This window comes from Sphaerisporangium sp. NBC_01403 (assembly GCF_045040145.1).
Classification (GTDB): Bacteria; Actinomycetota; Actinomycetes; order Streptosporangiales; family Streptosporangiaceae; genus Sphaerisporangium; species Sphaerisporangium viridialbum.
This window is the reverse complement of record NZ_CP109534.1, coordinates 8165804-8189400: the sequence shown is the minus strand read 5'-3', so window position 1 is coordinate 8189400 and position 23597 is coordinate 8165804. Positions and strand designations below refer to the sequence as shown.

Below are 23597 nucleotides of genomic sequence, written 5' to 3'. Positions count from 1 at the left end.
GGAACCGCGAGACACTCCCCGTGTCGCGGTTCCGCCGTCCTGCCCGCCCAAAGTTGGACAATCCACACTTAACGCGTCTTGTAACTAATTCTGATTCGCCCCGTTAAGATTTAGTTTGATCATCATGCTGATCGGGGAGAAATGCTGACCCTGTGGTACGACCGTCCCGCGGACGAGTCGGATGAGCACGACGCGTGGGAACGGCTGGCACTGCCGATCGGCAACGGCAGGCTCGGCGCGATGGTCTTCGGACGCCTCGGAACCGAGCGCGTCGCCCTCAATGAGAGCACGCTGTGGACCGGCGGGCCCGGCTCCAAGGACGCCGAGCACGGGTACGGCTTCGGCGACTGGCCCTCCCCCCGCCCGGGCGCTCTGGACGAGGTCAGGCGGCGGATCGCCGAGGACGGCCGGATGGACCCCCGCGAGGCGGCCCAGGTGCTCGGGAACCTCGCCGGCATGGACGGCCGCATCCCCGGTTTCGGTGCCTACCAGCCCTTCGGCGACCTCCTCCTCGACATTGGGACGGTGGCCGACGTCTCCGGCTACCGCCGTGAGCTCGACCTCTCGACGGCCATCGCGTCGGTGCGCTACACGGCGGGCGGGGTCCGCTTCACGCGCGAGTACTTCGCGAGCCACCCGGCCCAGGTGGTCGTCATACGGCTCACCGCCGACCGTCCCGGCCAGGTGTCCCTCACGGTGCGGCCGGCCGCCGCCGCCCCGGTCTGCCCGCCGGTGCGCGCGCAGGAAGGCCGCCTGACGCTCAGGGGGGCGCTCGAAGACAACGGGCTCCGTTTCGAGGGCCAGGTCCGGGTGCTGGCCGAGGGCGGCGACCGCACGGACGAGGGCGGGGCGGTCGCGGTGCGCGGCGCCGACTCCGTGACCGTGGTGTTCTCCGCGGGCACCGACTACGCCGCCGCCCACCCGGGCTATCGCGGAGACGATCCGCACATGATGGTCACCTCGCGCGTCGACCTCGCGTGCGCCCGGAGCTACGCCGAGCTGCGTGCCGAGCATGTCGCCGACCACCGGGACCTCTTCGACCGCGTCCAACTCGACATAGGCGGATATTTCACGACCGCGACGCAGGAGACCGTGCCGACGGACCAGGCGATCGCGGCGTACGGCGACGGCGGCCCCCGTGACCGGGCGCTCGAAACGCTGCTGTTCGCCTACGGCCGCTACCTGCTGATCGCCTCGTCACGGTCGGATTCGCCGCTGCCGGCCAACCTCCAGGGTCTGTGGAACGACAGCACCACGCCCCCGTGGGACGGCGACTGGCACACCAACATCAACCTCCAGATGAACTACTGGCCGGCCGAGGTCACCGCGCTGGGCGAGTGCGTACCGCCGCTACTGCGCTTCGTCGACGGGCTGCGCGCTCCAGGCGGGATCACCGCCAGGACCATGTTCGGCGCGTCCGGCTGGGTGGTCCACCAGAACACCAACCCGTTCGGGTTCACCGGGGTGCACGACTGGCCGACGTCCTTCTGGTTCCCCGAAGCGAGCGCCTGGCTCGCCCAGCACGTCTACGAGCGCTACCTGTTCAGCGGTGACGTCCGCTACCTGCGCGACCACGCGTATCCCCTGCTCAGTGAGACGGCCGGCTTCTGGGTCGACTACCTGACCGAGGAGCGCGGGCTCGTCGTCTCCCCCAGCCACTCGCCCGAGCACGGGCCGTTCTCGGCCGGCGCCGCGGTGTCGCAGCAGATCGTGTGGGACCTGCTGGCGAACACCGTCGAGGCCGCGGACTACCTCGGCGTCGACCCGGGCTACCGGGTGCTCAAGGCGCTCGGCGAGCTGGACGAGGGCCTGCGGATCGGATCGTTCGGGCAGCTCCAGGAGTGGCGGGAGGACTGGGACGACCCGGACGACACGCACCGGCACGTCTCCCATCTCTTCGCGCTCCACCCCGGCCGCCGCATCCGTCCGTGCACCGAGTACGGCGAGGCCGCGCGGGTCACGCTCGACCATCGCGGCGACGGCGGGCCCGGCTGGAGCAGGGCCTGGAAGATCAATCTCTGGGCCCGCCTGCTCGACGGCGACCGGGCGCACCACCTGCTCGGCGAGCAGCTCAGGCACGGCACCCTGCCCAACCTGTGGAGCACGCATCCCCCGTTCCAGATCGACGGCAACCTCGGGACCACGGCGGGGATCGCCGAGATGCTCCTGCAGAGCCACGCGGGCGTGATCGACGTGCTCCCCGCGCTGCCGTCCGCGTGGCCGTACGGCTCCTTCGACGGCCTGCGCGCCCGGGGCGGCCACACGGTCGGCGCCACCTGGCAGGAGGGCGAGGTCGTCGAGGTGCGCGTCGTCTCCGGCACCGACGGCGAGGTACGGCTGCGCAACCCCGCGTTCCTGAGCGGCTGCCGCACCCACGTGCCCTGCGCCGTGGACGGCGACACGGCCATGTTCCAGGCGAGCACCGGCCACGCGTACCGGATCACGGTCGGCTGACGCTGCCAAAACAGACATAACGCCATATATCCGCATAAGGAATGGCGGGGGCGTCGTACCACGGGACACGAACCGGTAACAACGCGTGCCCACATCGTCACCACGGCTTGACAGGGAGAGCGCCATATCGTCTTATACACCTAACCGACTTATTAAGTAGGAATTAAGGAGTAGTCCATGAGGGTTCGCAGGCTCCGGGGGATGGCGGCAGCACTGGCCGCGGTCGCCGTGACCGCCCTCGCGGCGGCCTGCGGCGGAGGCGGCACATCCGCCTCCGGCGGCGGCGACGCGGCCAAGACCGAGGTCCGCCTCGGCTTCTTCCCCAACATCACGCACTCCACGGCGCTGGTCGGGGTCAAGAAGGGGTTCTTCGCGAAGGCGCTCGGCAGCAACGTGACGCTGAAGACCGCCACCTTCAACGCGGGCCCCGCCGCGACCGAGGCGATCTTCTCCGACGCGATCGACGCGACGTACATCGGGCCGAACCCGGCGATCAACGCCTGGTCGAAGTCCAAGGGCCAGGCGATCAAGATCGTCGCCGGGTCGGCGTCGGGCGGCGTCTACCTCATCGTCAAGCCGACCATCAACAGCGCCGCCGACCTCAAGGGCAAGAAGATCGCGACGCCGCAGCTCGGCAACACGCAGGACGTCGCGCTGCGCTTCTGGCTCAAGGACAAGGGCCTCAAGACCGACACCAAGGGCGGCGGGGACGTCTCGATCGTCCCCCAGGACAACTCGCAGACCCTGCAGACCTTCGCCACCGGCGACATCGACGGCGCGTGGGTGCCCGAGCCCTTCGCGAGCCGCCTGATCCAGGAGAGCGGCGGCAAGATCCTCGTCACCGAGGCCGACCTCTGGCCGAACAAGCAGTTCGTGATCACGCACCTCATCGTCAGGCAGCAGTTCCTCAAGGAACACCCCGACCTGGTGAAGAAGCTGATCGAGGCGCACGTCGAGTCCAACGCCTACATCCAGTCCGACCCGGCCGGCGCCAAGGAAGCGATCAACGCGGAGCTGAAGGACCTGTCCGGCAAGCCCCTCAAGACCGAGGTGCTGGACAGCGCGTTCAAGAACATCACCTTCACCAACGACCCGATCGCCTCCTCCCTGGTGACCAGCGCCGAGCACGCCCAGCAGGTCGGCCTGCTCGACCCGGTGGACCTGAACGGCATCTACGACCTCACGATCCTCAACGAGGTGCTGGCCGCCAAGGGCCAGCAGGCGGTGTCCGACAAGTGAGCAAGCACCACACCCCAGAAGAGTCGACGCGGCGCTCCCGGTCACGGGCCGGCGAGCCGCTGGGTGAGGAGTCGAAGTGACAGCTCCGATTCAGGAGCTGCGCCCCAGCCGGGCCGACGGGCATGAGCCCGCGGTCCGGCTGGACGCGGTTTCCAAGGTGTACGGCCGGGAGCTCCTCGCCCTCGACCGGGTGACGCTGTCGGTGGACAAGGGCGAGTTCGTCTGCCTGCTCGGAGCCTCGGGCTGCGGCAAGAGCACGATGCTCAACCTGGTCGCCGGGCTCGACCGGCCCACAGCGGGCGAGATCGACACCAGGGGCGGGCGCATCGCGATGATGTTCCAGGAGCCCGCCCTGTTCCCCTGGCTCACGGTCTCGGCCAACATCGAGCTGGCCCTCCGGGTGAAGAGCTCGGCCAGGAGCACGACGAAGAAGGAACGCCGCGCCCGGGCGGAGGAGCTGCTGGAGATCGTCCACCTGGGCGGCTTCGGCGCCAAGCGCCCGCACGAGCTGTCCGGCGGCATGCGCCAGCGCGTAGCGCTCGCCAGGGCTCTGGCCCAGGACGCCGACGTGCTGCTCATGGACGAGCCGTTCGGCGCGCTGGACGCGATGACCCGCGACCTGCTCCATGACGAGCTGGAGCGCATTTGGCGGGAGCGCGAGCTGTCCGTCCTGTTCGTGACCCACAACGTGCGCGAGGCCGTACGCCTGGGCGACCGGGTGGTGCTGCTGAGCAGCAGGCCCGGCACGGTGATCGAGGAGTTCCCCGTCACGCTGCCGCGCCCCCGCCGCACCGACTCCAGCGAGGTGGCCGAGCTGGCCGCGAGCATCACCGACAGGCTCCGCCAGGAGGTGCTGCGTCACGCCCGTCCGGCGCAGCAGCAGCAGCCCGTCGGCGCCGGCGCTGAGAAGTGATGGTTGACAATGAGCGTTGATATTTCACAGCAGATCGCTGGTCTGGACGCGCTGGAGCTGTCCCACCGCGAGCAGCGCGGCGTCGCCGCGAGGATCTGGTCGCGCGCCTGGCCGATGATCTCGGCCATCGTGCTGGTCCTGGTGATCTGGGAGCTGGTGGTGCTCAGCGGGTGGCGCCCCGAGTACGTCTTCCCCGGTCCCGTCGCCGTCTTCGGAGACCTCTGGACCCGCCTCGGCGACGCCGAGTTCTACCAGGCCGTGGCCGTGACGATGCGCCGCGCCGTCACGGGGTTCGCGGTCGCGGTGCTGGTCGGGCTGGTCGTCGGCGCGGCCGTGTCACGGGTGCGTCCCCTGCGGGCGGCGTTCGGCTCCCTGATCACCGGGCTGCAGACCATGCCGTCCATCGCGTGGTTCCCGCTGGCGATCCTGCTGTTCAAGCTGAGCGAGAGCGCGATCCTCTTCGTGGTCGTCCTCGGCGCCGCGCCGTCCATCGCCAACGGGCTGATCGCGGGCGTGGACTACACCCCGCCGATCCTGCTGAGGGCGGGGCACATCCTCGGCCTGCGGCGGCTGGCGCTCTACCGGCACGTCATCCTGCCCGCCTCGCTGCCCTCGTTCCTGTCGGGGCTCAAGCAGGGGTGGGCGTTCGCGTGGCGGTCGCTGATGGCGGGCGAGCTCCTCGTGATCATCGCCCACCAGACGTCGATCGGCGAGCAGCTCGACAACGCGAGGGAGCTCTCCGACGCCCCCGGCCTGCTGGCCACGATGATCGTGATCCTCGTCATCGGCATCGTCGTGGACATGTGCTTCGGCGCGGCCGACAACGCTCTCCGGCGCCGCTGGGGGCTCGACCAGCGCGTGGGCTGATGCGGATCTCCGCCAGGACACAGTACGCCCTGCGCGCCGCCGCGGAACTGGCCGCCGCTCCTCCGGGCCCCGTGCCCGCGGAGCGGATCGCCAGCTCCCAGGACATCCCCCGCAGATTCCTGGACAACATCCTGCTCCAGCTGCGGCGCGCGGGGCTGATCGAGAGCCAGCGGGGCCCCGAGGGGGGCTACTGGCTCGCGAGGCCGGCCACCGAGATCACCCTGGCCGACATCATCCTCGTGATCGAGGGCGTGCCCTCGCACAGTGAGCGGTTCCCCGGGGTCGCCGGGCCGCTGGCCGACGTCTGGTCGGCGCTGCGGTCGTTCGAGAACACGACGCTGACCGAGATCACCCTGGCCCACATCGCCAGCGGTTCCCTTCCCCCTCTCGCCTGACGCGGGCCGGCCGCATACCTCTTGCGCGCCCCCTCCGGTTGGAGCGCGGCAAAGCCGGCGTTTGTGGAAGACTGCCGATCTGCTGACATCTCTATCTATCGCCCGCGAAGGGGCATTTTCGGATGGGAACTCCTGGGCAGCTGGTGGTGAAGCGATACCGGCTGGTGAGAGCGCTCGGTCAGGGCGGCATGGGCATGGTCTGGGAGGGTCACGACACGCTCCTCGACCGGCCGGTGGCGGTCAAGGAAGTGCTGGTCCCGCACAGGCTCGACTCCCGTCAGCGACTCCAGATGGTCCAGCGGACCTCCCGCGAGGCCCGTACGGCCGCGAAGCTCAACCACCGCACCATCGTCGGCGTCTTCGACGTGGCCGAGGAGGACGGGCGGCCGTGGATCATCATGGAACTCGTGCCGTCGCGCTCGCTCGACCGGGTGATCGCCAGCGAGGGGCCGCTCTCGGTCACCCGCGCCGCGACGATCGGGCGCGAGGTCCTCACCGCGCTGTCCGTCGCGCACGCCGCCGGAGTGGTGCACCGCGACGTGAAACCGGCCAACATCCTCATCGGCTACGACGGCCGCGTGGTGCTCAGCGACTTCGGCATCGCCACCTCCCTCGGCGACCCCCTGGCCCAGCGGAGCGGCACGATCGGATCGCCCGGCTTCCTCGCTCCAGAACGCGCGGCCGGGGCGCCCGCCGCGCCGTCCGCCGACCTCTGGTCGCTCGGCGCGACGCTCTTCGCCACGGTCGTCGGCCGGCCGCCCTTCGACAGCACCATGGGCCCGGTCGCCTCGCTTCTCACGCAGGACGCCGAGCTGAGCAAGGCCCCCGCCGAGCTGCGCCCGGTGCTGGCCGGCCTGCTCACCAAGGATCCCGCCAGGCGGATGAGCGCCGACGAGGCCCGGCACCTGCTCGACGCGATCGTGTCGCCCGGCGACCCCACGCCCTCGCCCGCGCTCACCCGGAGCGCGAGCCGTACGAAGCTCCTTGCCGGGGTGGTGGCGGCCGTGGTCGTCGCGGGCGCGATCGGCGGGTGGGCCATCCTGCGGCCCACCGGCACCGCGAGCGCGGGCCGCGCCGGCGCGTCTCCGCTCGACGCCCCCGCGTCGAGCGTGGCCCCGCCCGCGACGCCGGTCGCGGCGCCCTCGCCCACCCCGAGCCGGTTGCGGCTGAAGTGGCACGACGCGGGCCAGGGCTGGAAGGCGGCGGTGCCGCGCGGCTGGCGGCTCGGCATCCAGGAGAACTACTTCACCTGGTCGGACCGCACGGGCACGGCCTACCTGGGCCTGGAGGTCATCGACTCTCGCGGGAGGGACCCGCTCGACCTGCTGCGCGAGGTCGAGACCTCCCTTTCCCAGTCGGTAAGGAAGTACCGGAAGATCCGCCTTCAGAAGGTGCCCGCGAAGCGCGACGTCGTGGCCGAGTGGGAGAGCACCTGGACCGGGCCCGGTTACCACTCATGGGCGGTCAAGGGGGTGCCCTACCACGAGATCCAGCGGATGATCGTCACCGGCGACCGCATCAGCGTCATCGACTGGGTCACCACCACGGCCGAGTGGGAACGCCTCGGCCCCACCAAGGACGCCGTGTTCAAGTACTACCGTCCTCCGGGACTTACCACGCCCAGATGACCTTCGCGATAGGTTCGCTGCCTGTCGGCGGTGACCTTCGCGAAATGGGCCCCCACGGACGGGCCACAAGGCATCGCCGCTCGACGAATTCCTACTAAGGTCGGTCGTATCTCGATCACGAGGAGATGTGCATGAGCTGGCTCTCGAAGCGTCTTCTTCTCGGCCATCTGCGCACGGGACCCACCGTTCTGCTGGCCGCCAAGACGAGCACGACGGAACTGCTGGCGGTCCTGCGGCTGGCCGATCCCGGAGCGCACGCCGACGGCGACGACATCGTGCTCACGGGGATCCAGGTCAAGGCCGGCGTCGAGCTGGTGGAGCCGGAGCTCCGCAAGCTTATGATCACGGACGAGGACCAGCTCTGGGCTCATCGGGTCGTCGCCGACGGCCCGCTGCCCGTGAACGGTCTCGACAAGCGGCTGGCGGAGGGCATCGCCTACCGCCTCGGCGGCTGGGCCATGACGCGGGGTGAGATGAGCGACCCCGCCGACGACGGTTACCTGGGTCCGATCGCGTACCTCGGGGAGATGCCGTCGCACGAGGAGATGATCTCGCTGCTGCGAGACCACCTGCGCCCGGCCGAGTCGCTGAAGCAGGCCTGGGAGGACGCGGGTTCGTCCGAGCTCCTCGACGGCGTCGTCCATCGGTACGAGGAGAACTTCCGCATGTACGGCGGAGCGGACATCCTGGTGTCCGTCGCCTACACGAGCGAGATCCCTTCGGCCGTGCGCGCCGTCATGCCGTACGCCACCGAGGTGGTCCAGGTGGACGTGCGTCCCTTCGAGGACTCCGACGGCACGGTCGTCCTGACGGGGAACGACGCCCTGCTCGACACCGGGGCGGCGGCCCTGGCCGTCGCGGACGCCTTCAACGGGCTCGTGACCGATGTCTGGGGCTTCCAGATCTCCACCCCAGAAGACCTCCTCCCCCCGACCACCTGACGCGGACGCGCCGGCACCACCTGACCTGGACACGCCCGACACCACCTGACCCGGGACCCCACGCGCCCGGCACCACCTGACCCGGGACCCCGGGACCCGGACGCGCCCGGCACCACCTGACCCACCTGACCCGGGACTTGACGCGCCCGGCACCGCCTTACCCCGCGTGAGACGGGTCAGCCCGGTGAGATCGGTCAGCCGACGTGGACCGGGGGGCGGCGGGTGTCGTCGGGCTCGGCCTGGCGGAGCACCTCCCGGGTGAGAGGCGCGACGTCGCCCCCGCCGAAGACCAGGTAGCGCAGGAGCGCGGCGATCGGGTTGCCCTCGGACCAGTGGAAGTAGACGTGCGGGAGCTTGCCCGTCTCGTCGCGGATGTGCAGCAGGACGGCCGCGATCGCGTTGGGCACGGTGGCGCCTTGCACCCGCAGGATCTTGTAGCCGTGCCGCTCCTCACCGACCACGCAGAGCTCGGAGTGGAACTCTGAGGCGTCCCCCACCGTGATCTCAAGGAAGAGCAGGGGCTCGTCGTCGGGCAGGTGGTGGTTGCGCCGCGTCTCGTGGTCCTTGTCGGCGTACTCCCGCTCGTCGCGCGCGTCGGGCTCGTTGGCGATGATGCGGATCTTGCCGGGGACCTCGATGAGGCTCTTGGCCTTCTCGTCCAGCTCGATGGCGCTGACGCGCAACTCGGTCGAGCGCGTAGCCCGGGAGATGATCGAGGTGACGACGATGGCGATGACGAAGAGGAAGGCGATCTTCAAGCCGTCGGGACGCTCGATGATGTTGGCGATCGCCGTGTAGGCGAGGATCAGCGCCACCACGCCGAAACCGGCCGCCCGGCCGCGCCTGCCGTGCTGCCAGGAGGACAGGGTGACCGCGACCGCCGCCGAAAGGATCAGCGCGAGCACGCCCGTGGCGTACGCCCCGCCCTGCTCCTCGACGCCCGCGTGGAAGAAGATCGTGATGGCGAACGCGATGCCGGTGAACACCAGCACCAGGGGACGCACGGCCCGGGTCCAGTCGGGGGCCATGCCGTAGCGGGGAAGGTAGCGCGGCACGATGTTGAGCAGGCCCGCCATGGCCGACGCGCCGGCGAACCACAGGATGGCGATCGTGCTGATGTCGTACGCCGTGCCGAACAGGTCGCCGAGGTAGTGGTGGGCGAGGTAGGCGAGGGCGCGCCCGCTGGCCTTGCCCCCCTCCTTGAACTCCTCGGCGGGGATGAGCACGCTGGTGGCGAAGCTGCTGGCGACGAGGAAGACGCTCATGATCAGGGCGGCGACGGTCAGCAGCAGCCTGGCGCCCTTGATGCGCTGCTCCAGATCACCCTTCACCAGAGGCATCACCGCGACGCCGGTCTCGAACCCCGACAGGCCGAGCGCGAGCTTCGGCATCACGAACAACGACAGGCCGATCATCGCGAGCGGCCCCGAATGCTCGGTGGTGAGGGCGTGCTGCCAGTCGCCCACCATGGCCGGGTGGGCGACGGCCTGCACGACGGCGGTGACCACGACCACGACGTTGAACAGCAGATAGACGGCCACGAGGATCACGGCCAGGCCGATGGCCTCGCTGAAGCCGCCCAGGAACACCACACCGAGCAGCGCGATGAGCAGCAGCGTGATCGGGACCTTCCACCCCTGGAGGAAGTCGGGGACGAAGGGGTTCTGCAGGACGTGGGCCGTGGCGTCGGCCGCGGACAAGGTGATGGTGACGACGAACGCCGTGGCGACGAACCCGAGCAGGAACAGCACGAGGAGCTTGCCCCGCCACCCAGGCAGTAAGCCTTCGAGCATGGAGAGCGAACCCAGGCCGTTCGGGCTTTCGGCGGCCACGGCGCGGTAGGTCGGCAGAGCGCCGAAGAGGGTGAGCGCGACGAGCAGCAGCGTGGCGATGGGCGAGAGCGACCCGGCGGCCAGCGCGGCGATGCCCGGCTGGTAGCCGAGCGTCGAGAAGTAGTCGACACCGGTGAGGCACATGACCTGCCACCACCGGTGCTGCTCGTGGGACGCCGGCTCGGCGTGGTGGCCGACGGACTTGCGGTCGGACTGGAGCAGGCCGTGCAGCAGCCAGGCGCGCAGTTTCTCGTCGGCGCGCTCTTCGGCCGCCGGTGGAGTCGAAGTGGCCGCCACCCTTGTCACCCCTCAGTAAGTGCCGCAGGACGACAGGAACCCTACTCAACCTCAGGGGTCCACGTTGGCCAACGACCGCCTCCTGTGGACAACGGTGACAAGGACCAGGTCGGCGAGGTCATGAACCGCTGAAGAAAGGCCTGGCGCGTGGCATGATGAGGCGCTCGGTACTTGCAATGGTTTTCATAATCAGATTGGATCCGACATATGAGAGTTGCCTTCGTCGGCAAGGGCGGGAGCGGCAAGACAACGCTTTCGTCCCTGTTCGCCAGGTATGCAGCGCGGCAGGGCGGCCACGTGGTCGCCATCGACGCGGACATCAACCAGCATCTGGGGCTGGTGCTCGGGCTCGGCCCGTCGGCACTGCCCCGGCCGCTGGGCGCCCATATAAGCGAGATCAAGGAGTACCTGCGGGGCGACAACCCCCGGGTCACCTCGGCCGCGTCCATGGTCAAGACCACCCCGCCCGGCCGGGGCTCGCGGCTGGTGAGCGTCACCGATCCCTTCTTCATGGAGCGGTTCGCCACGAGCGTGCAGGGATTCCAGCTGATGGTCACCGGCCCCTTCAGCGAGGACGACCTCGGTGTGGCGTGCTACCACTCCAAGGTCGGCGCGGTGGAGCTGTTCCTCAACCACCTCGTCGACGGGCCCGAAGATCACGTCATCGTCGACATGACCGCCGGCGGCGACTCCTTCGCCTCCGGGCTGTTCACCCGGTTCGACATGACCTTCCTGGTCGCCGAGCCGACCCGGCAGGGCGTGAGCGTCTACCGCCAGTACCGCGACCACGCCCGCGACTTCGACGTGCCGATCGCGGTGGTCGGCAACAAGGTCCACTCCGAGACCGACGTCGCCTTCCTCCGCGAGCAGGTCGGCGACGACCTGCTGGTGTGCCTGGACCACTCGCCGGCCGTCCGCTCCATGGAGCAGGGCCGCGCGTTCACCCTCGACGACCTCGAACCGGCCAACCGGGAGGCCCTCACGGTGCTCATGAGCCACCTGCGCGCCCAGAAGAAGGACTGGGAGAGGTTCGGCCGCCAGGCGATCGAGTTCCACACCCGCAACGCGCGGGCGTGGGCCAACCGCGCCACCGGCGAGGACCTCCTCCAGCAGATCGACCACGACTTCGTCTTCGGCGAGCGGCCGACCGTCGCGGCCGGATGACGCGCCGAGCGCCTACGCGACTGTCCCCATCACGCCACCTGGAGTCGTGCCTACACGACGCCTAACGTCGAAATCGTCCCTCTCGAGAGGAGAACCAAGCATGTCGCTGACCGTTCCGAACGAGCTCATCGACCAAGCCCGCGCGGGTGAGGTCGACGACGAGGCGTTCCTCGCCTGCGTCCGCGACTCACTCCCGTACGCCTGGGCCCTGATCACCGGGCTGGTCCGGCAACGCCAGGAGAGCGGCGCCGAGTTCGCTGACAACCACACGCCACCGCCGGATGAGGCCGCGCGCGGCCAGCTCCTGCGGTGCCTGGCCAGTGACGCCATGCGCGGTGCGCTGGAGCGTCACTTCGGCGTGCGGCTCGCCTTCCAGAACTGCCACCGCGTCGCCGTGTTCGACCCGACGGCCGAGAAGGCGCACGCGGAGTTCGTCACCGCACGCGCCCAGATCCTCAACCAGCAGCCCGAGCTGGTCGACTGCTAGCGCGGGCCGCGGCACAGCACTCCGTACGGCTCCCGCCGGCCACCGCGGCGGGAGCCGTACGCCGTTTCACACCGGATCGGCGGAGAAGCGCACCGGGGCCAGATCGGCGGCCAGGTAGCGCGCCGCCACGTGCAGCGCCCGCAGGGTCGCGGCCACCGACGGGCGGTTCACGCTCGACGCCCTGACCACGGCCTGCACTTCGCGGGTGACCGGGTTGCCGGGGAACTCCCGCACCGCGACGCCCCGCACTCCGGCGGCCAGCGCGAGGGCGGGCACGGCGGCGATGCCGATGCCCTTGGCCACGAGGCTCAGGATGGTCCCGAGGCCCTCGAACTCCCACGGCACCGGGTGGGCGCCTCCCACTTCGGAGAGCAGCCTGTCCACCGCCATGCGGGAGGGCTCGCCGTCCGGCGTCGCCATCCACGGCTCGTCGCGCAGCGCCCACAGGTCCACCGGCACCGAAGGGTCGGCCATGCGGTGCCGCCGGGGCACGACCAGCACGAGCGGGTCCACGAGCAGCGGCATCACGCGCAACGCCTCGGTGCCCCGCGCGCGGATGCTCCCGTACCAGTCGTCCACGAGCGCGATGTCGACCTCGCCCGCCCGCACCTCTCGCATGCCACGCCCGGAGCGACTCTGCCGTAGCCGCAGGGACAGGGACGTGTGGCGGCGCAGTGACCTGGCGAGCACCGGCGCGAACGCGACCGCCGCCGTCGGGAAGGCGGTCACCACGACGCGGCCGGAAGGGGTGGCCGCGTGGGCGGACAGGTCGGACTCGGCCGTCTCCACCATGGCGAGGATCCGCTCGGCGTGCTCGACGAGACGGTGCCCCGCGTCCGTGAGCTCGGCGCTCCGGGACGTACGGTCCAGCAGAACCGAGCCCGTCTCGCGTTCCAGGGCCGCGAGCTGCTGGGACACGGCCGACGCGCTGTACCCGAGTGAGGCGGCGGTCGCGGCGATACTCCCTTGGCGCGCGAACTCACACAGCAACGCCAGGCGCCGGAGATCGAGCATCGGTTCTCCTTATGGTCACCCACGAAAAGCCTCGCTTGTACTGATGGGTGTACCCGCTCAAGCTTGGGGACGTTCCCCGGTACTAGGAGGTTATGACCGTGAACATCACGCTTTCGGCCACTCTGGCGGCTAATGAGGACATTGCCCGAAGACGCCGCGCCGGGCAGCGGGTTCTGAACCTGGCCTTCGGCGAGGCCGGCCTTCCCGTCCACCCGGCACTGCGCGAGCGCCTGGCCGGGGCCTCGCAGGAGAACGGCTACGGACCGGTCGCGGGCGCCCTCGGCCTCCGTGAGGCGGCGGCGGGCTACTGGGCCAGGCGCGGCCTGCCCACCGACCCCGAACTGGTCGTCTGCGGCCCGGGAAGCAAGCCGCTCCTCTACGCGCTCCTGCTCGCGATCGGCGGCGACATCGTGCTGCCGATGCCGAGCTGGGTGAGCTACGCGGCCCAGGCCGATCTCGCGGGCGTCCGCCCGATCCTGGTACCTGCGCCTCCCGGCGAGGGGGGGACGCCGGACCCGGACCAGGTGGCGGGCGCCGTCCTGCACGCGCGCGCCCAGGGCCGCACGGTCAACTCGGTCCTGCTGACGCTGCCCGACAACCCGACGGGGAGGCTGGCGACCCCGGAGACCGTCGCCCGTCTCGCGCGGACCGCCCGGGACCTGGACCTGATGATCATCTCGGACGAGATCTACCGTGACCTCGTCCACGACCAGAGCGAGGCCTTCCTCAGCCCGGCCGACATCGCGCCCGAGCGCACCATCATCACCAGCGGGCTGAGCAAGAGCCTCGCGATCGGCGGGTGGCGCATCGGGGTGGCACGGCTCACGTCGGTTCCCCTGCGTGACACGCTGCTCGCCATCGCCTCCGAGATCTGGTCGAGCCCGGCCGCCCCGGTGCAGCACGCGGCGGCGTACGCGTACACCGAGCCGCCCGAGCTGGTCGAGCGCGTCACCGCGAGCAGGCGGCTCCACGGTGTCGTGGCGCGGGCGGTGGCCGACCGTTTCGCGAGGGCGGGCGCCCACCTGGCGCATCCGCAGGGCGGGTTCTACCTCTACCCCGACCTCGCGCCCCTGCGGCGGTTCACCACCTCGGCCGAGCTCGCCCGGGCCCTGCTCGACGAGCACGGGGTGGGCGTGCTGCCGGGGTCGGCGTTCGGCGACGCGCCAGGGAACCACCGCGTGCGGGTCGCCACCAGCCTCCTGTACGGCGAGGGCGAGGAGCAGCGGCTCGCCACGCTGGACGCCGAGCGGCCGCTCGATCTGCCATGGGTGGCGGCCTCTCTCGGGCACCTGGAAGAGGCCCTCGCGAGGTTCACGGAAAGGAGGCGGTTCGCCGCCTGGATGCCCGGCTCGCTCGCCCCTGTTACCCCGTGATCTGCATTACCGAAGCTTTACCGTTCGGCCCACGCGGGCGAGGGTCGATATCACCCGTCTGACCTGCGGTTTCTCGCTTCGGATCACTGCTCTCTCGGACACCCCCCAAGATGTTCCATCGGATTTGGTGCAGCGTCTACAAGAGAGCCCTCATCATGTGCTCATGCCCGCTTTTGTCACCCTGTCCGGGCGCTCCGTGCGCCTGGAACCTCTCAGCCACGCGGTGGTCGACGACCTGGTCACCGCGGCGAGTGAAGACCGCTCCACGTATGCCTTCACCCGCGTTCCCGTTGGCCGGGAAGAGATGACCTCGTACGTCGAGGCGGCTCTGGCTGAGCAGGCGGAGGGCCGTACCGTGCCCTTCGCCATCCGGTGGCTGCACACCGACAGAATCGTCGGTGCCACCCGTCTCATGCACCTGGAGTACTGGCAGGGCCCCCTGCCCTGGCCTCCCGGCGCGCGGGGCGTGGTGGGCGAGGTCCCGTCCGTGGCGGACATCGGTTACACCTGGCTGGCCGCATCGGCCCAGGGCACCAGCGTGAACCGGGAGAGCAAGTACCTCATGCTCTCGCTCGCCTTCGAGACCTGGCAGGTCCACCGCATCACCCTGAAGGCAGACGTACGCAACGTACGTTCCCGGGCCGCCATCGAGGCCCTCGGCGCACACCTCGACGGGGTGCGGCGGGCGGACAGCCGAGGCGCCGACGACACGGTCCGAGATACCGCCTACTACTCGATCCTCAGCACCGAGTGGCCGCAGGTCCGAGAACGGATGCACGCCAGGCTCGGCCTCGTGGAAGCAGCGTGAGACCCCCGTACCTTCGATGAACCCATGGAACAGACAGCCCGCCCGGTAGCCTTCGCGGCTTCCGGGCGGGCTGCCCTGTTTTCATCGGTCCTTGGGTTCAGCGGTGAGGATCACTGCTCGTCGGCCTCGTAGATGTAGTCCCAACGGCCGCAGTACTTCTTCGTGCCGTGGCTGTTGTCGTAGTAGCAGACCCGGACCTGGATGTTGTCGACGTCGTCCTCGTAGAAGTGGAAGTAGCGGTAGCCGCTGGAGCCGCACTTCTTGGCCCAGTACGTCGAGTCGTCGCCGTCGGAGTTCTCGAACTTCACCTGGACGTAGCCGCAGAGCCAGTTCGGGGAGTTCTTGTCGTACAGCTTGCCCTCGACGTGGAAGCTGCCGTCGTTGTCCTCGTAGACGTGGCCCTTGGCCTTGGCGCGCGAGCCGTGGAAGTACTTGGAGTAGTCGTAGCCCCAGAAGTCGTCGAAGTCGAGACTGGAGGCGGACGCGGCCTTCGTCGTGGTCGCCGCGCTGGCCGAGGAAGCCATGGCGGGAATTCCGACGACGAGGACGGCGGAGGCGGCGGCGAGGCCGAGCATGTTGCGGATCGAGCGGCGCATGATGGTTCTCCTGAAATGAGGGGCTCCCCGGATTCCTGGCTGCCCGGGGCTTATGTCCAAGTGATAGAACCCATCGCCTGCAGGGCGCTTACAACGGCCTTACCTCCGCCTGCAAGGCGCTTGAGCCGGCCCCGCCGGATCGGTGTCGAGCACCCGACCCGGCATCGACGGCCGGTGTCTTACGTGACCGCCCCCGCTCAGGGGCCACGCTCAACTGGCCTCAGCATGGAGTCTTGCGTTCAACGCCAGATCAACGGGGAATCAACGCGCGGATTAACGCCAAGGCACTCGCATATGGCAGAAAGCATCTGGGGAACTATCATTTGCCTATAAAACTGTGTTTAAGGGTGGGGTATTAGGAAAATGGCTGGTCAAGGCACTGAGGCTGGCCTTCGTTTCGCCGTACTCGGACCAGTCCAGGCGTGGCTGGACGGCCGGGAGGTCGAGCTCGGCACGCCTCTGCAACGGTCCATCCTGGCCATGCTGCTGCTCCGCGAGGGCCGCGCGGTGACCCCGATGGAGATGATCGACGCGGTCTGGGGGGAGGACGCTCCGCCCCGGGCGCTGGGCGCGCTGCGCACGTACGTCTCCAGGCTGCGGGCCGTGCTGGAGCCCGACCGCTCGCCTCGCATGCGCCCCGAGCTGCTCACCTCGGTCGGACGGGGCTACGCCCTGCGGCTGGCGCCCGGCGCCCTCGACCTGACCGTGTTCGAGCGCCGCGCCGCCGACGCCGAGACGCAGCGCAGGGCGGGCGACCTGGCGGGCGCCGCCGAGACCGTGCGTAAGGCGCTGGCGCTGTGGTCGGGCGAGCCGCTCGCCGGCGCCGTCGGGCCGTACGCAGAGAGCCAGCGGGGCAGGCTGGTCGAGCGCCGCATCGGCGTCGTCGAGACCCTGATGGAGCTGGACCTGGAGCTCGGACGGCACGCCGACGTCATCCCCGAGCTGATCTCGCTGACGGCCGAGCACCCGCTCAGGGAACGCCTGCGCGGGCAGCTCATGCTCGCCTACTACCGGTGCGGCCGGCAGGGGGACGCGCTCACCGTGTTCACCGACACCCGGCACGCGCTGGTCGAAGAGCTCGGCATCGACCCTGGCCACGAGCTGGCGTCCCTCCACCAGCGCATCCTCGCCGCCGATCCGCGGCTCGCGTGGACGCGCGCGGAGCCCGTACGCCGAGAGCCGGCCACCCGGGGCGCCGGGGACGAAGGGGAGCCCGGGGGCTCGGGCAGGCCGGGCGAGGCGGCCGGTGCCGGCACGGACGAGGCCGAGCACGACGTCCTCCACGAGATGCCCCGACCGGCGCAGCTCCCCGCCGCCGTCAACGACTTCACCGGTCGCAGGGAGGTCGTCAACCGGCTGCGCACGCTGCTGACCAGTGTCAGCGGCAGCGAAGGCGTGCCGGTCGCGGCCGTGTCGGGCATAGGCGGGGTCGGCAAGACGACCCTGGCCGTGCACGTGGCGCACTCCGTGCACGAGGTGTTCCCCGACGGCCAGCTCTACGCCGACCTGCGCGGGTACGGCGAGGAGCCGACGGCTCCCGAGTCCGTGCTCGCGGCGTTCCTGCGCGCGCTCGGCATCCCCGTCGACGTCATCCCCGACGGGCTGTCCGAGCGCGGCGCGCTGTTCCGGTCGCTGCTCGCCGAACGGCGCATGATCGTCCTGCTCGACAACGCCCGCGACGCCGAGCAGGTGGAGCACCTCCTGCCGGGCACGGCGGGCTGCGCGGCCATCATCACGAGCCGCGTCAAGCTGGCGGACCTGCCCTCGGCCCGGCTGCTCGACCTCGAGGTCATGGAGCCCGAGGAGGCCCTGAGCCTGTTCTCGGCCGTCGCCGGCCCCGAGCGCGTCGCCGTCGAGCGCGCCGCCGCGATGGACGTGGTGGCCATATGCGGATTCCTGCCGCTCGCCGTCCGCATCGTGGCCGCCAGGCTCGCGGCCAGGCCGTCGTGGACGGTCGCCTCCCTCTCGCCCCGGCTCGCCGACGAGCGCCGCCGCCTGGACGAGATGCGCATCGGCCACCTCGCCGTGGACGCCACCTTCGCGCTCGGCTACGGCCACCTCGAACCAGGGCAGGCCCGGGCGTTCCGGTTGCTCTCGCTGCCGAACGGCCCGGACATCTCCGTGCAGGCCGCCGCGGCGGTGCTGTCGCTGAGCACGATCGAGACCGAGGACATGCTGGAGTCCCTGGTCGACGTCAGCCTGCTGGAGGCCCCCGCTCCCGGCCGCTACCGCTTCCACGACCTGCTCCGGCTCTTCGCGCGCAAACAGGCGGAGGTGAGCGAGGACGCGAGCGCCCGCGCCCTCGCGTTGCGGCGGCTGCTCGGGTTCTACCTGGCGTCGGCCCAGGCGGCGCACCGGCTGGCGTACGAGGGCAGCGTGATCTCCGACCACCTGGTGTCCACGGGCATCACGGGACGGAGCTTCGGGGGAGCCGACGAGGCCGTGGCCTGGCTCACCATCGAGGCCGAGGCGCTGTTCGCCGCGATCGGGCAGATGGCCGAGATCGTCCCGACTCACGAAACCCTGCTGCCCGCCGCCGACCTGCTCGTCGCCATGGAGCCGCTGCTGGAGTCGGGGGCGTACGTCCGCGAGTTCGCCGGCCGTACGGGCGCGGTGCTGTCGGCCGCGCAGGCCATCGGCGACAAGTCCAGCGAGCTGCGCTGCAGGTACGTCCTCGGGCGGGTGCTGTTCGGGGCCAACCGGCTCAGCGACGCCGAGGAGCAGTTCCGCGCCGCCCTGGCGCTGTCGGAGACCACCGGCGACCGCATCGTCACCGGCGAGATCTTCAACGCGCTCGCGGTGGTCGCCGGGCGGCAGCGGCGGCACGAAGAGGCTCTGACCTGGTTCGACTCCGCGCTCAAGGCGTACAGGGAGATCGGCGCCGCCGCCGGAGAGGCGCTTGTGGCGAGCTACTCCGCCCGTGACCATCTCGGGCTCGGCCACCCCGAGGAGGCGATCGCCGCCGCCGAACGCGGCCTGGCGATCTTCTCCGAGCTCGGCAGCGGGGCGGGCACGGCACGCGCGCGCTACCACCTCGGCATCGTCCTGTCCCGGGTGGGACGGCTCACCGAGGCGGTCGTCCACCACGCCGAGTGCCTCGACTTCTTCCGCGTCGGCAACCAGAAGGTGTGGGAGCAGCGGGTGTGCTGCAGGCTGGCCGAGACCTTCATCGCCGCCGGGCGCTACCAGGACGCGGCGCGGCACGCCGAGCAGGCGCTCACGCTGAGCAGGGAGATCGGTCATCCGTACGGTGAGGCGTTGTCGCTGACCGTGCTAGGGCGGGCCCTCGCCGGGCTGGGCAGTGTCCGGCGGAGCGGCGACTGCCTCAAGCGCGCCCTGGACATCTTCACCCGCCTCGGCTCCCCCGAGGCCGACGACCTGCGCGCCCTCCTGAAGCTCGACCAGGTCAGCGATTAGCTCCCGGACGTTGTAGGAAGGGTCGTCGTCCAATCGCGTCATCCACACGTGGTTGATCACTTATGGTCACCATGTCCCGTTCGATGGGGGACTAAGGAATTAATCCTTTATTTATGAGTGATTCGGGAAATGCCGGTGAGCGCTTGCTTTGAGTGCTTGCTTTGAGTGCTTCTAGGTGCCCGGCCGGTCGTCTAGCCGCCGCTCGGCGCCAGGGGGCCCGGTTGTTTTCCGGAGGCGCCTCGCGGCGGCCGGCCGCCTTACGATGACGACCGGCCGGACGTCGACACGGATCTCGAACCCCCCAAGCTCCGTGCCCACATCCACAGCCTTCCGCCTGGCGTTCAACATCTGATCAACGCCGGATCAACACCCAAAAAGCACGACAAAGCACCAGGTAGAACCGTGATTCAATGACCTGGAGCGCCGGGAACTCAAGTCGTTCGCAAGCCGCGGGTAAGCGGGTACAGATACGACTGGGGCGTACGCCACCCGCACCAGAAATGTTCCAAGGAGCGGATCTCGATGTTGATCCCGTGCTACGCATGTGAGTCCAGGTTCCAGCCGGACGAATATTTTCCCGCGTGCCACGATTACAACCGCGGCATGGATCTCGTCGCGTGGACCTGCCCGAGCTGTGGCAACCGAGATGACCTGAGAGTGCTGCCCGGCGCGATCGGCTTCGGCTACCCGCGCCGCGGGCGCTTCGACGTCCAAGACCGCTTCCAGGTGCCCGGCCTGCGCCGCCACCGCCAGGATCTGCGCCTCGACATCACCCTCGACCAGGAGATCTGGCGCGTCCCCACCCGCCTCCGCCAACTGGCCTAGTACGGCCCCTCAATCCGCCCTCGCCGACATCGGCCGACCGACAACGAACGATCAGGGCAAGATGTCGGCGATGCGGTCGATCTGGGCTATGTCGGAGGACCAGCAGTAGAGCATCACCTCGTCGGCGCCGGCGTCGGTGAAGGCCGTGACGGAGCCACGGATCGCCTCCGGTGTGGTGAGCATCCCTGCGACGACCTTGTCCCTGTAGTCGATGAAGTTGTAGTACGCGCTGATGGCCCGGCGAGCCTCGTCTACGACGGGTTCTGGGCCGAGTGCCACGTTGGCCTGGGCGACCAGGCGCGGACGGCCGGCACGCCCGGCCACCTGCCACGATCTCTCGACCGTACGGAAGAAGCGGCCCATCTCGTCGGGCGAGAACATCGCGCCGAGGAACCCGTCGCCCCAGCGGGCGATGCGATCGGCGGTGGCTGGGACGAAGCCGCCGAACAGCACCTCAGGGCCACCTCGCCGAGCCGGTGCGGGGCCGATCGGCCCGATGCCGTCGCCGTACGCCTCGCCCGACCAGACGCGTCGCAGGGTCGCCATCTGCTCGTCGAGACGACGGCCGCGACGGCGGTACTCCACACCAGCCGCCCTGAAGTCGTCCTCCCGGACCCCCACCCCGACCCCGAGCGTGAACCGGCCGCCGGAGACGCGATCGAGTGTCGCGGTCTCCTTGGCGAGCAGGGCCGTCTGACGCAGTGGCGCGACCAGCACTTCCGTCATCACCCGGATCCGCGAGGTGGCCCCGGCGATGGCGGCCAGGGTCACCAGCGGCTCCGGGTTGTCGTACACGATGCGATCGAGCAGGCCGAGGGTGCTGAAGGGACCGGCCTCGGCACGACGCGCCCAGGACGCCAACGAGTCGGGTTCGCCGATCGGCAGGCCAAGACCTACGTTCATGAGCCGTTCTACCGTCCTGGTCGAGCGTTCCTCGAAGTAAGCCGTTCTCCGTTGAGCGTTCCTCGAAGACCATGATCGGCGGGATACGCCCACTCTAAACGGGGGCTCGGCGGCGCGCCGGACAGGCTCGCCGAGGGTGAAACGCCGGCTCAGCCCATTAGCCCAGTCGTACTGTGACCGTTTGCGAGCTGCCGCCCCGGTCCGAAAGGCGGCCGAAGGTGAGGGTGAGGCTCGGGCCGGTTATGGCGTTTGTCAGGAGGGGGTGTCCGTGGAGGAGTTCGGTCACGGGCCGGTCCCAGGTCACGGTCAGCTCGCTCAGGTCGCGCCGGGGATCCGACACGGTCAGCGTCGCCGTGCCGTCGCCGGTCTCCCTGACGAGGACGGCGCACGGCGCGGAGGCGGCCAGGCCGCCGGCGGCTCCGTCGTTCCAGAAGTTGACGGCGGTGATCCCGAGAGACGGGACGTGGACTCCCTGCTGACGGCCGGTGTTGACCAGCACGCGCGCCCAGCCGAGATCGGCGGCACGGACCCGGGTGGTCGCCAGGCTCGCACCCGGCAGGAGCAGGTAGACGTAACCCGCCTCGCTTGGGTCGCCCCCGTGGTCCAGCCAGAGGGTCACATAGTTCCTGGTCACCGAGCTTGAGCCGCCGGTGCGTTTCTCGCGCGACGTGTTCAGCCGGGGGCAGGCGGGCACGACATAGCCGCCATGTCCCTCCAGATGCGCCCAGCCCGCCGCGTGATCCACCGTGAGCGGCGCGTCGGTTCTGCGGTTGTCCACGATGGTCTCGACCGGCACGCCGTCCTCACCGGTGATCGCGGCGCCGAGGCACACCACCGCGTCGTCGAGGAAGAACCAGGACTTGAAGGCCTCCATCGTGCTCTCGAAGCCGTTCAGGTGCTGGCCGACCGTCGCGTACACGCCGTCGGTCGCGCCGCCCACCCACCGGCCCGGTGGGCAGGTGCCGCCCCACGCCTCGCCGGCGCCGTCGGCCAGTCGCTTGGTGGAGACGGTCGTGCCGGGCAGGCGGTACGGGTCGACGGTGGGCCAGAAGGAGTCGGAATACTGGTCGCCGTGGCCCTCGGCCCACCAGTAGAGCATCCCCGAGCCGGTGTGCCAGCCGCGGAGGTTCTCGCCGTTGCCGTGCTCGTAGTGGCCGATGCGGTAGGACGCCATGCTGAGCGCCGCGCACCATCCCGGCCTGCGGTGGACGGCGCGGGCGCTCATCGGGAACAGCCGGTGCCCCACGGGTTCCCCGGCGGTGGGCACCGCGTCGTCGTCCATGATCGCGGCGAGGCGGGCGTGGAACGCCAGGTCGACGGTCTCGGCCGCCTTGAGCATGGGCTTGGCGGTGTCCCGCAGTGCCCATCCTTTGACCATGCCCTGCCAGCGGGCCCGCTCGGCGGCGGAGGCGGTGTCCCCCAGCAGCAGGATCGAGGAGGCGATCTCACGTCCCCTCCTGTGGTCGCCGAACGGCTCCCTGGCGACCCCCCGGCCGCGGACCAGGTCCATGCAGAAGCCGTCGTGGACGAACGGGGCGAACGACCTCTCCACCATGTCGAAGATGTTCTGGTGGGTGACCTCCCACGGCGAGCCGCGCAGCACCGCGAACAGCGTCGCCAGCCCGGACAGCAGCGAGGCACCGTACGCGCCCTGATAGGGGATGGACGTGTGCTGGATGAACGAGCCGTCCCGGTAGAACCCGTCGCCCTCGGAGACGTACGGGAAGACCGGGGCGAGCGCCGAGACGGCCAGCGCGGCCTTCCTCGGGTCGGACGCCAGCATGGCGCGCAGCAGCGTCACCATGCACAGGTCGACCCGGTTGGCCCCGGTGCTGGTGCCGCTGTAGTCGTCCAGACGGCATTGGGGGACGAAGTGGTCCACCGCCTCCCGTAGCGCCTGGCTCTGCCCGCCGGTGAGGTGCGGACCGATCAGCACTGCCGCGTCAAGGAGCGCCTTGGGGACGCCGATCTGCCAGTGCCACCAGTTGCCGGCCTCGTCGGCGTCCGCGGCGTACACCTGCCGCCGGTAGTGGTCGATGCCCGTGGCGACGGCCCCGGCCAGCTTCGCGTCGCCGGTCAGGCCGGTGCCCGGCAGGACGTACACGCGGGCCATGGACAGCAGCCGCCTCGGGGTGGCGACGAACGAGGGGAACGCCAGATCGGGCCAGAGCGACCCGCCGGCCGGCGCCATGGTGTCCCGATATCCGGCCGCCCTCGCCCCCAGCTTCGCCAGCCGGGTGCGGTACGGCTCGGCCCCGGCGTCGAACCCGGACCCCGCCGTCACCTCCCGCCACCGGCGGCGCAGCAGCGCGAAGGAACCATCCCCGGTGCGGACGGGGTGCGCCGCCGGGGCCGGCACTCCGGTCGCCGGGATCAGCGCCCCGGCCGCGGCGACACCGCCGAGCCGAAGAAACAGCCTCCTGGGATACTGATCCACGCCTGCA

Annotated in this window: 18 protein-coding genes; 13 read left to right on the top strand and 5 right to left on the bottom strand. The window is 70.2% G+C overall.

Annotated features, from left to right (window positions below; translation table 11 throughout):
* The first annotated feature begins 141 nt into the window (after nucleotides 1-141).
* From OG589_RS36935 to OG589_RS36905, 7 genes are all read left to right on the top strand, one after another.
* Entirely contained in the window at nucleotides 142-2454 is a 2313-nt protein-coding gene (locus OG589_RS36935; RefSeq protein WP_405142986.1) for a glycosyl hydrolase family 95 catalytic domain-containing protein, read from the top strand.
* 177 nt (nucleotides 2455-2631) lie between these two features.
* Nucleotides 2632-3693 carry an ABC transporter substrate-binding protein gene (locus OG589_RS36930; protein WP_405142984.1) on the top strand — a complete coding sequence of 354 codons (1062 nt, stop codon included), beginning with the start codon at nucleotides 2632-2634 and terminating at the stop codon, nucleotides 3691-3693.
* Between the two features lie 76 nt (nucleotides 3694-3769).
* On the top strand, nucleotides 3770-4606 hold the full coding sequence (locus OG589_RS36925; protein WP_405142983.1) for an ABC transporter ATP-binding protein: 837 nt from the start codon (nucleotides 3770-3772) through the stop codon (nucleotides 4604-4606).
* Nucleotides 4607-4615: 9 nt separating this feature from the next.
* Complete coding sequence (locus OG589_RS36920; RefSeq protein ID WP_405142982.1) at nucleotides 4616-5473, top strand: ABC transporter permease; 858 nt, start codon at nucleotides 4616-4618, stop codon at nucleotides 5471-5473.
* Nucleotides 5473-5868, top strand: coding sequence for an RrF2 family transcriptional regulator (locus tag OG589_RS36915; protein ID WP_405142981.1), 396 nt, complete (start codon nucleotides 5473-5475; stop codon nucleotides 5866-5868). Before OG589_RS36920 ends, OG589_RS36915 begins: the two co-directional genes overlap by 1 nt.
* Before the next feature lie 122 nt (nucleotides 5869-5990).
* Nucleotides 5991-7496 carry a serine/threonine-protein kinase gene (locus OG589_RS36910; RefSeq protein WP_405142980.1) on the top strand — a complete coding sequence of 502 codons (1506 nt, stop codon included), beginning with the start codon at nucleotides 5991-5993 and terminating at the stop codon, nucleotides 7494-7496.
* A 131-nt stretch (nucleotides 7497-7627) separates the two neighbouring features.
* Nucleotides 7628-8437, top strand: coding sequence for a hypothetical protein (locus OG589_RS36905; protein WP_405142978.1), 810 nt, complete (start codon nucleotides 7628-7630; stop codon nucleotides 8435-8437).
* Nucleotides 8438-8631: 194 nt separating this feature from the next.
* Here OG589_RS36905 and OG589_RS36900 read toward each other — a convergent pair whose 3' ends face one another.
* Nucleotides 8632-10566 carry an amino acid transporter gene (locus OG589_RS36900; RefSeq protein WP_405142977.1) on the bottom strand — a complete coding sequence of 645 codons (1935 nt, stop codon included), beginning with the start codon at nucleotides 10564-10566 and terminating at the stop codon, nucleotides 8632-8634.
* Between the two features lie 207 nt (nucleotides 10567-10773).
* Between OG589_RS36900 and OG589_RS36895 the strand changes: the two genes are divergently transcribed.
* Together OG589_RS36895 and OG589_RS36890 are read left to right on the top strand one after the other, a co-directional pair.
* A complete protein-coding gene (locus OG589_RS36895) occupies nucleotides 10774-11730 on the top strand; it encodes an ATP-binding protein (protein WP_405142975.1) in 957 nt (318 codons plus the stop codon).
* A gap of 100 nt (nucleotides 11731-11830) precedes the next feature.
* Complete coding sequence (locus OG589_RS36890) at nucleotides 11831-12217, top strand: SCO5389 family protein (protein WP_405142974.1); 387 nt, start codon at nucleotides 11831-11833, stop codon at nucleotides 12215-12217.
* A gap of 66 nt (nucleotides 12218-12283) precedes the next feature.
* On the opposite strand, the gene OG589_RS36885 is transcribed toward OG589_RS36890, so the two are convergent.
* On the bottom strand, nucleotides 12284-13231 hold the full coding sequence (locus OG589_RS36885; protein ID WP_405142973.1) for a LysR family transcriptional regulator: 948 nt from the start codon (nucleotides 13229-13231) through the stop codon (nucleotides 12284-12286).
* Between the two features lie 98 nt (nucleotides 13232-13329).
* Between OG589_RS36885 and OG589_RS36880 the strand changes: the two genes are divergently transcribed.
* A complete protein-coding gene (locus OG589_RS36880; protein WP_405142972.1) occupies nucleotides 13330-14604 on the top strand; it encodes a pyridoxal phosphate-dependent aminotransferase in 1275 nt (424 codons plus the stop codon).
* Between the two features lie 163 nt (nucleotides 14605-14767).
* Nucleotides 14768-15412, top strand: a complete 645-nt coding sequence (locus tag OG589_RS36875) for a GNAT family N-acetyltransferase (RefSeq protein ID WP_405142971.1) — start codon at nucleotides 14768-14770, stop codon at nucleotides 15410-15412.
* 110 nt (nucleotides 15413-15522) lie between these two features.
* Here the strand turns inward: OG589_RS36875 and OG589_RS36870 are convergent, their stop codons facing one another.
* A complete protein-coding gene (locus tag OG589_RS36870; protein ID WP_405142969.1) occupies nucleotides 15523-16008 on the bottom strand; it encodes a hypothetical protein in 486 nt (161 codons plus the stop codon).
* A gap of 363 nt (nucleotides 16009-16371) precedes the next feature.
* Between OG589_RS36870 and OG589_RS36865 the strand changes: the two genes are divergently transcribed.
* Both OG589_RS36865 and OG589_RS36860 read left to right on the top strand, forming a co-directional pair.
* Nucleotides 16372-19425, top strand: a complete 3054-nt coding sequence (locus tag OG589_RS36865) for an AfsR/SARP family transcriptional regulator (protein WP_405142967.1) — start codon at nucleotides 16372-16374, stop codon at nucleotides 19423-19425.
* 603 nt (nucleotides 19426-20028) lie between these two features.
* Entirely contained in the window at nucleotides 20029-20250 is a 222-nt protein-coding gene (locus tag OG589_RS36860; protein WP_405142966.1) for a hypothetical protein, read from the top strand.
* Between the two features lie 51 nt (nucleotides 20251-20301).
* Here OG589_RS36860 and OG589_RS36855 read toward each other — a convergent pair whose 3' ends face one another.
* Nucleotides 20302-21153, bottom strand: coding sequence for an LLM class flavin-dependent oxidoreductase (locus OG589_RS36855; protein ID WP_405142964.1), 852 nt, complete (start codon nucleotides 21151-21153; stop codon nucleotides 20302-20304).
* Nucleotides 21154-21310: 157 nt separating this feature from the next.
* Nucleotides 21311-23590: a polysaccharide lyase 8 family protein gene (locus tag OG589_RS36850; RefSeq protein WP_405142963.1), complete on the bottom strand. Its 2280-nt coding sequence runs from the start codon at nucleotides 23588-23590 to the stop codon at nucleotides 21311-21313.
* Nucleotides 23591-23597: the final 7 nt, after the last annotated feature.

Bases quoted from the DNA above. Each gene is read 5' to 3' on its own strand.
- OG589_RS36935 (WP_405142986.1), top strand. From the start codon at position 142: ATGCTGACCCTGTGGTACGACCGTCCCGCGGACGAGTCGGATGAGCAC.
- OG589_RS36930 (WP_405142984.1), top strand. From the start codon at position 2,632: ATGAGGGTTCGCAGGCTCCGGGGGATGGCGGCAGCACTGGCCGCGGTC.
- OG589_RS36920 (WP_405142982.1), top strand. From the start codon at position 4,616: ATGAGCGTTGATATTTCACAGCAGATCGCTGGTCTGGACGCGCTGGAG.
- OG589_RS36915 (WP_405142981.1), top strand. From the start codon at position 5,473: ATGCGGATCTCCGCCAGGACACAGTACGCCCTGCGCGCCGCCGCGGAA.
- OG589_RS36910 (WP_405142980.1), top strand. From the start codon at position 5,991: ATGGGAACTCCTGGGCAGCTGGTGGTGAAGCGATACCGGCTGGTGAGA.
- OG589_RS36905 (WP_405142978.1), top strand. From the start codon at position 7,628: ATGAGCTGGCTCTCGAAGCGTCTTCTTCTCGGCCATCTGCGCACGGGA.
- OG589_RS36895 (WP_405142975.1), top strand. From the start codon at position 10,774: ATGAGAGTTGCCTTCGTCGGCAAGGGCGGGAGCGGCAAGACAACGCTT.
- OG589_RS36890 (WP_405142974.1), top strand. From the start codon at position 11,831: ATGTCGCTGACCGTTCCGAACGAGCTCATCGACCAAGCCCGCGCGGGT.
- OG589_RS36885 (WP_405142973.1), bottom strand. From the start codon at position 13,231: ATGCTCGATCTCCGGCGCCTGGCGTTGCTGTGTGAGTTCGCGCGCCAA.
- OG589_RS36875 (WP_405142971.1), top strand. From the start codon at position 14,768: ATGCCCGCTTTTGTCACCCTGTCCGGGCGCTCCGTGCGCCTGGAACCT.
- OG589_RS36870 (WP_405142969.1), bottom strand. From the start codon at position 16,008: ATGCGCCGCTCGATCCGCAACATGCTCGGCCTCGCCGCCGCCTCCGCC.
- OG589_RS36865 (WP_405142967.1), top strand. From the start codon at position 16,372: ATGGCTGGTCAAGGCACTGAGGCTGGCCTTCGTTTCGCCGTACTCGGA.
- OG589_RS36860 (WP_405142966.1), top strand. From the start codon at position 20,029: ATGGATCTCGTCGCGTGGACCTGCCCGAGCTGTGGCAACCGAGATGAC.
- OG589_RS36855 (WP_405142964.1), bottom strand. From the start codon at position 21,153: ATGAACGTAGGTCTTGGCCTGCCGATCGGCGAACCCGACTCGTTGGCG.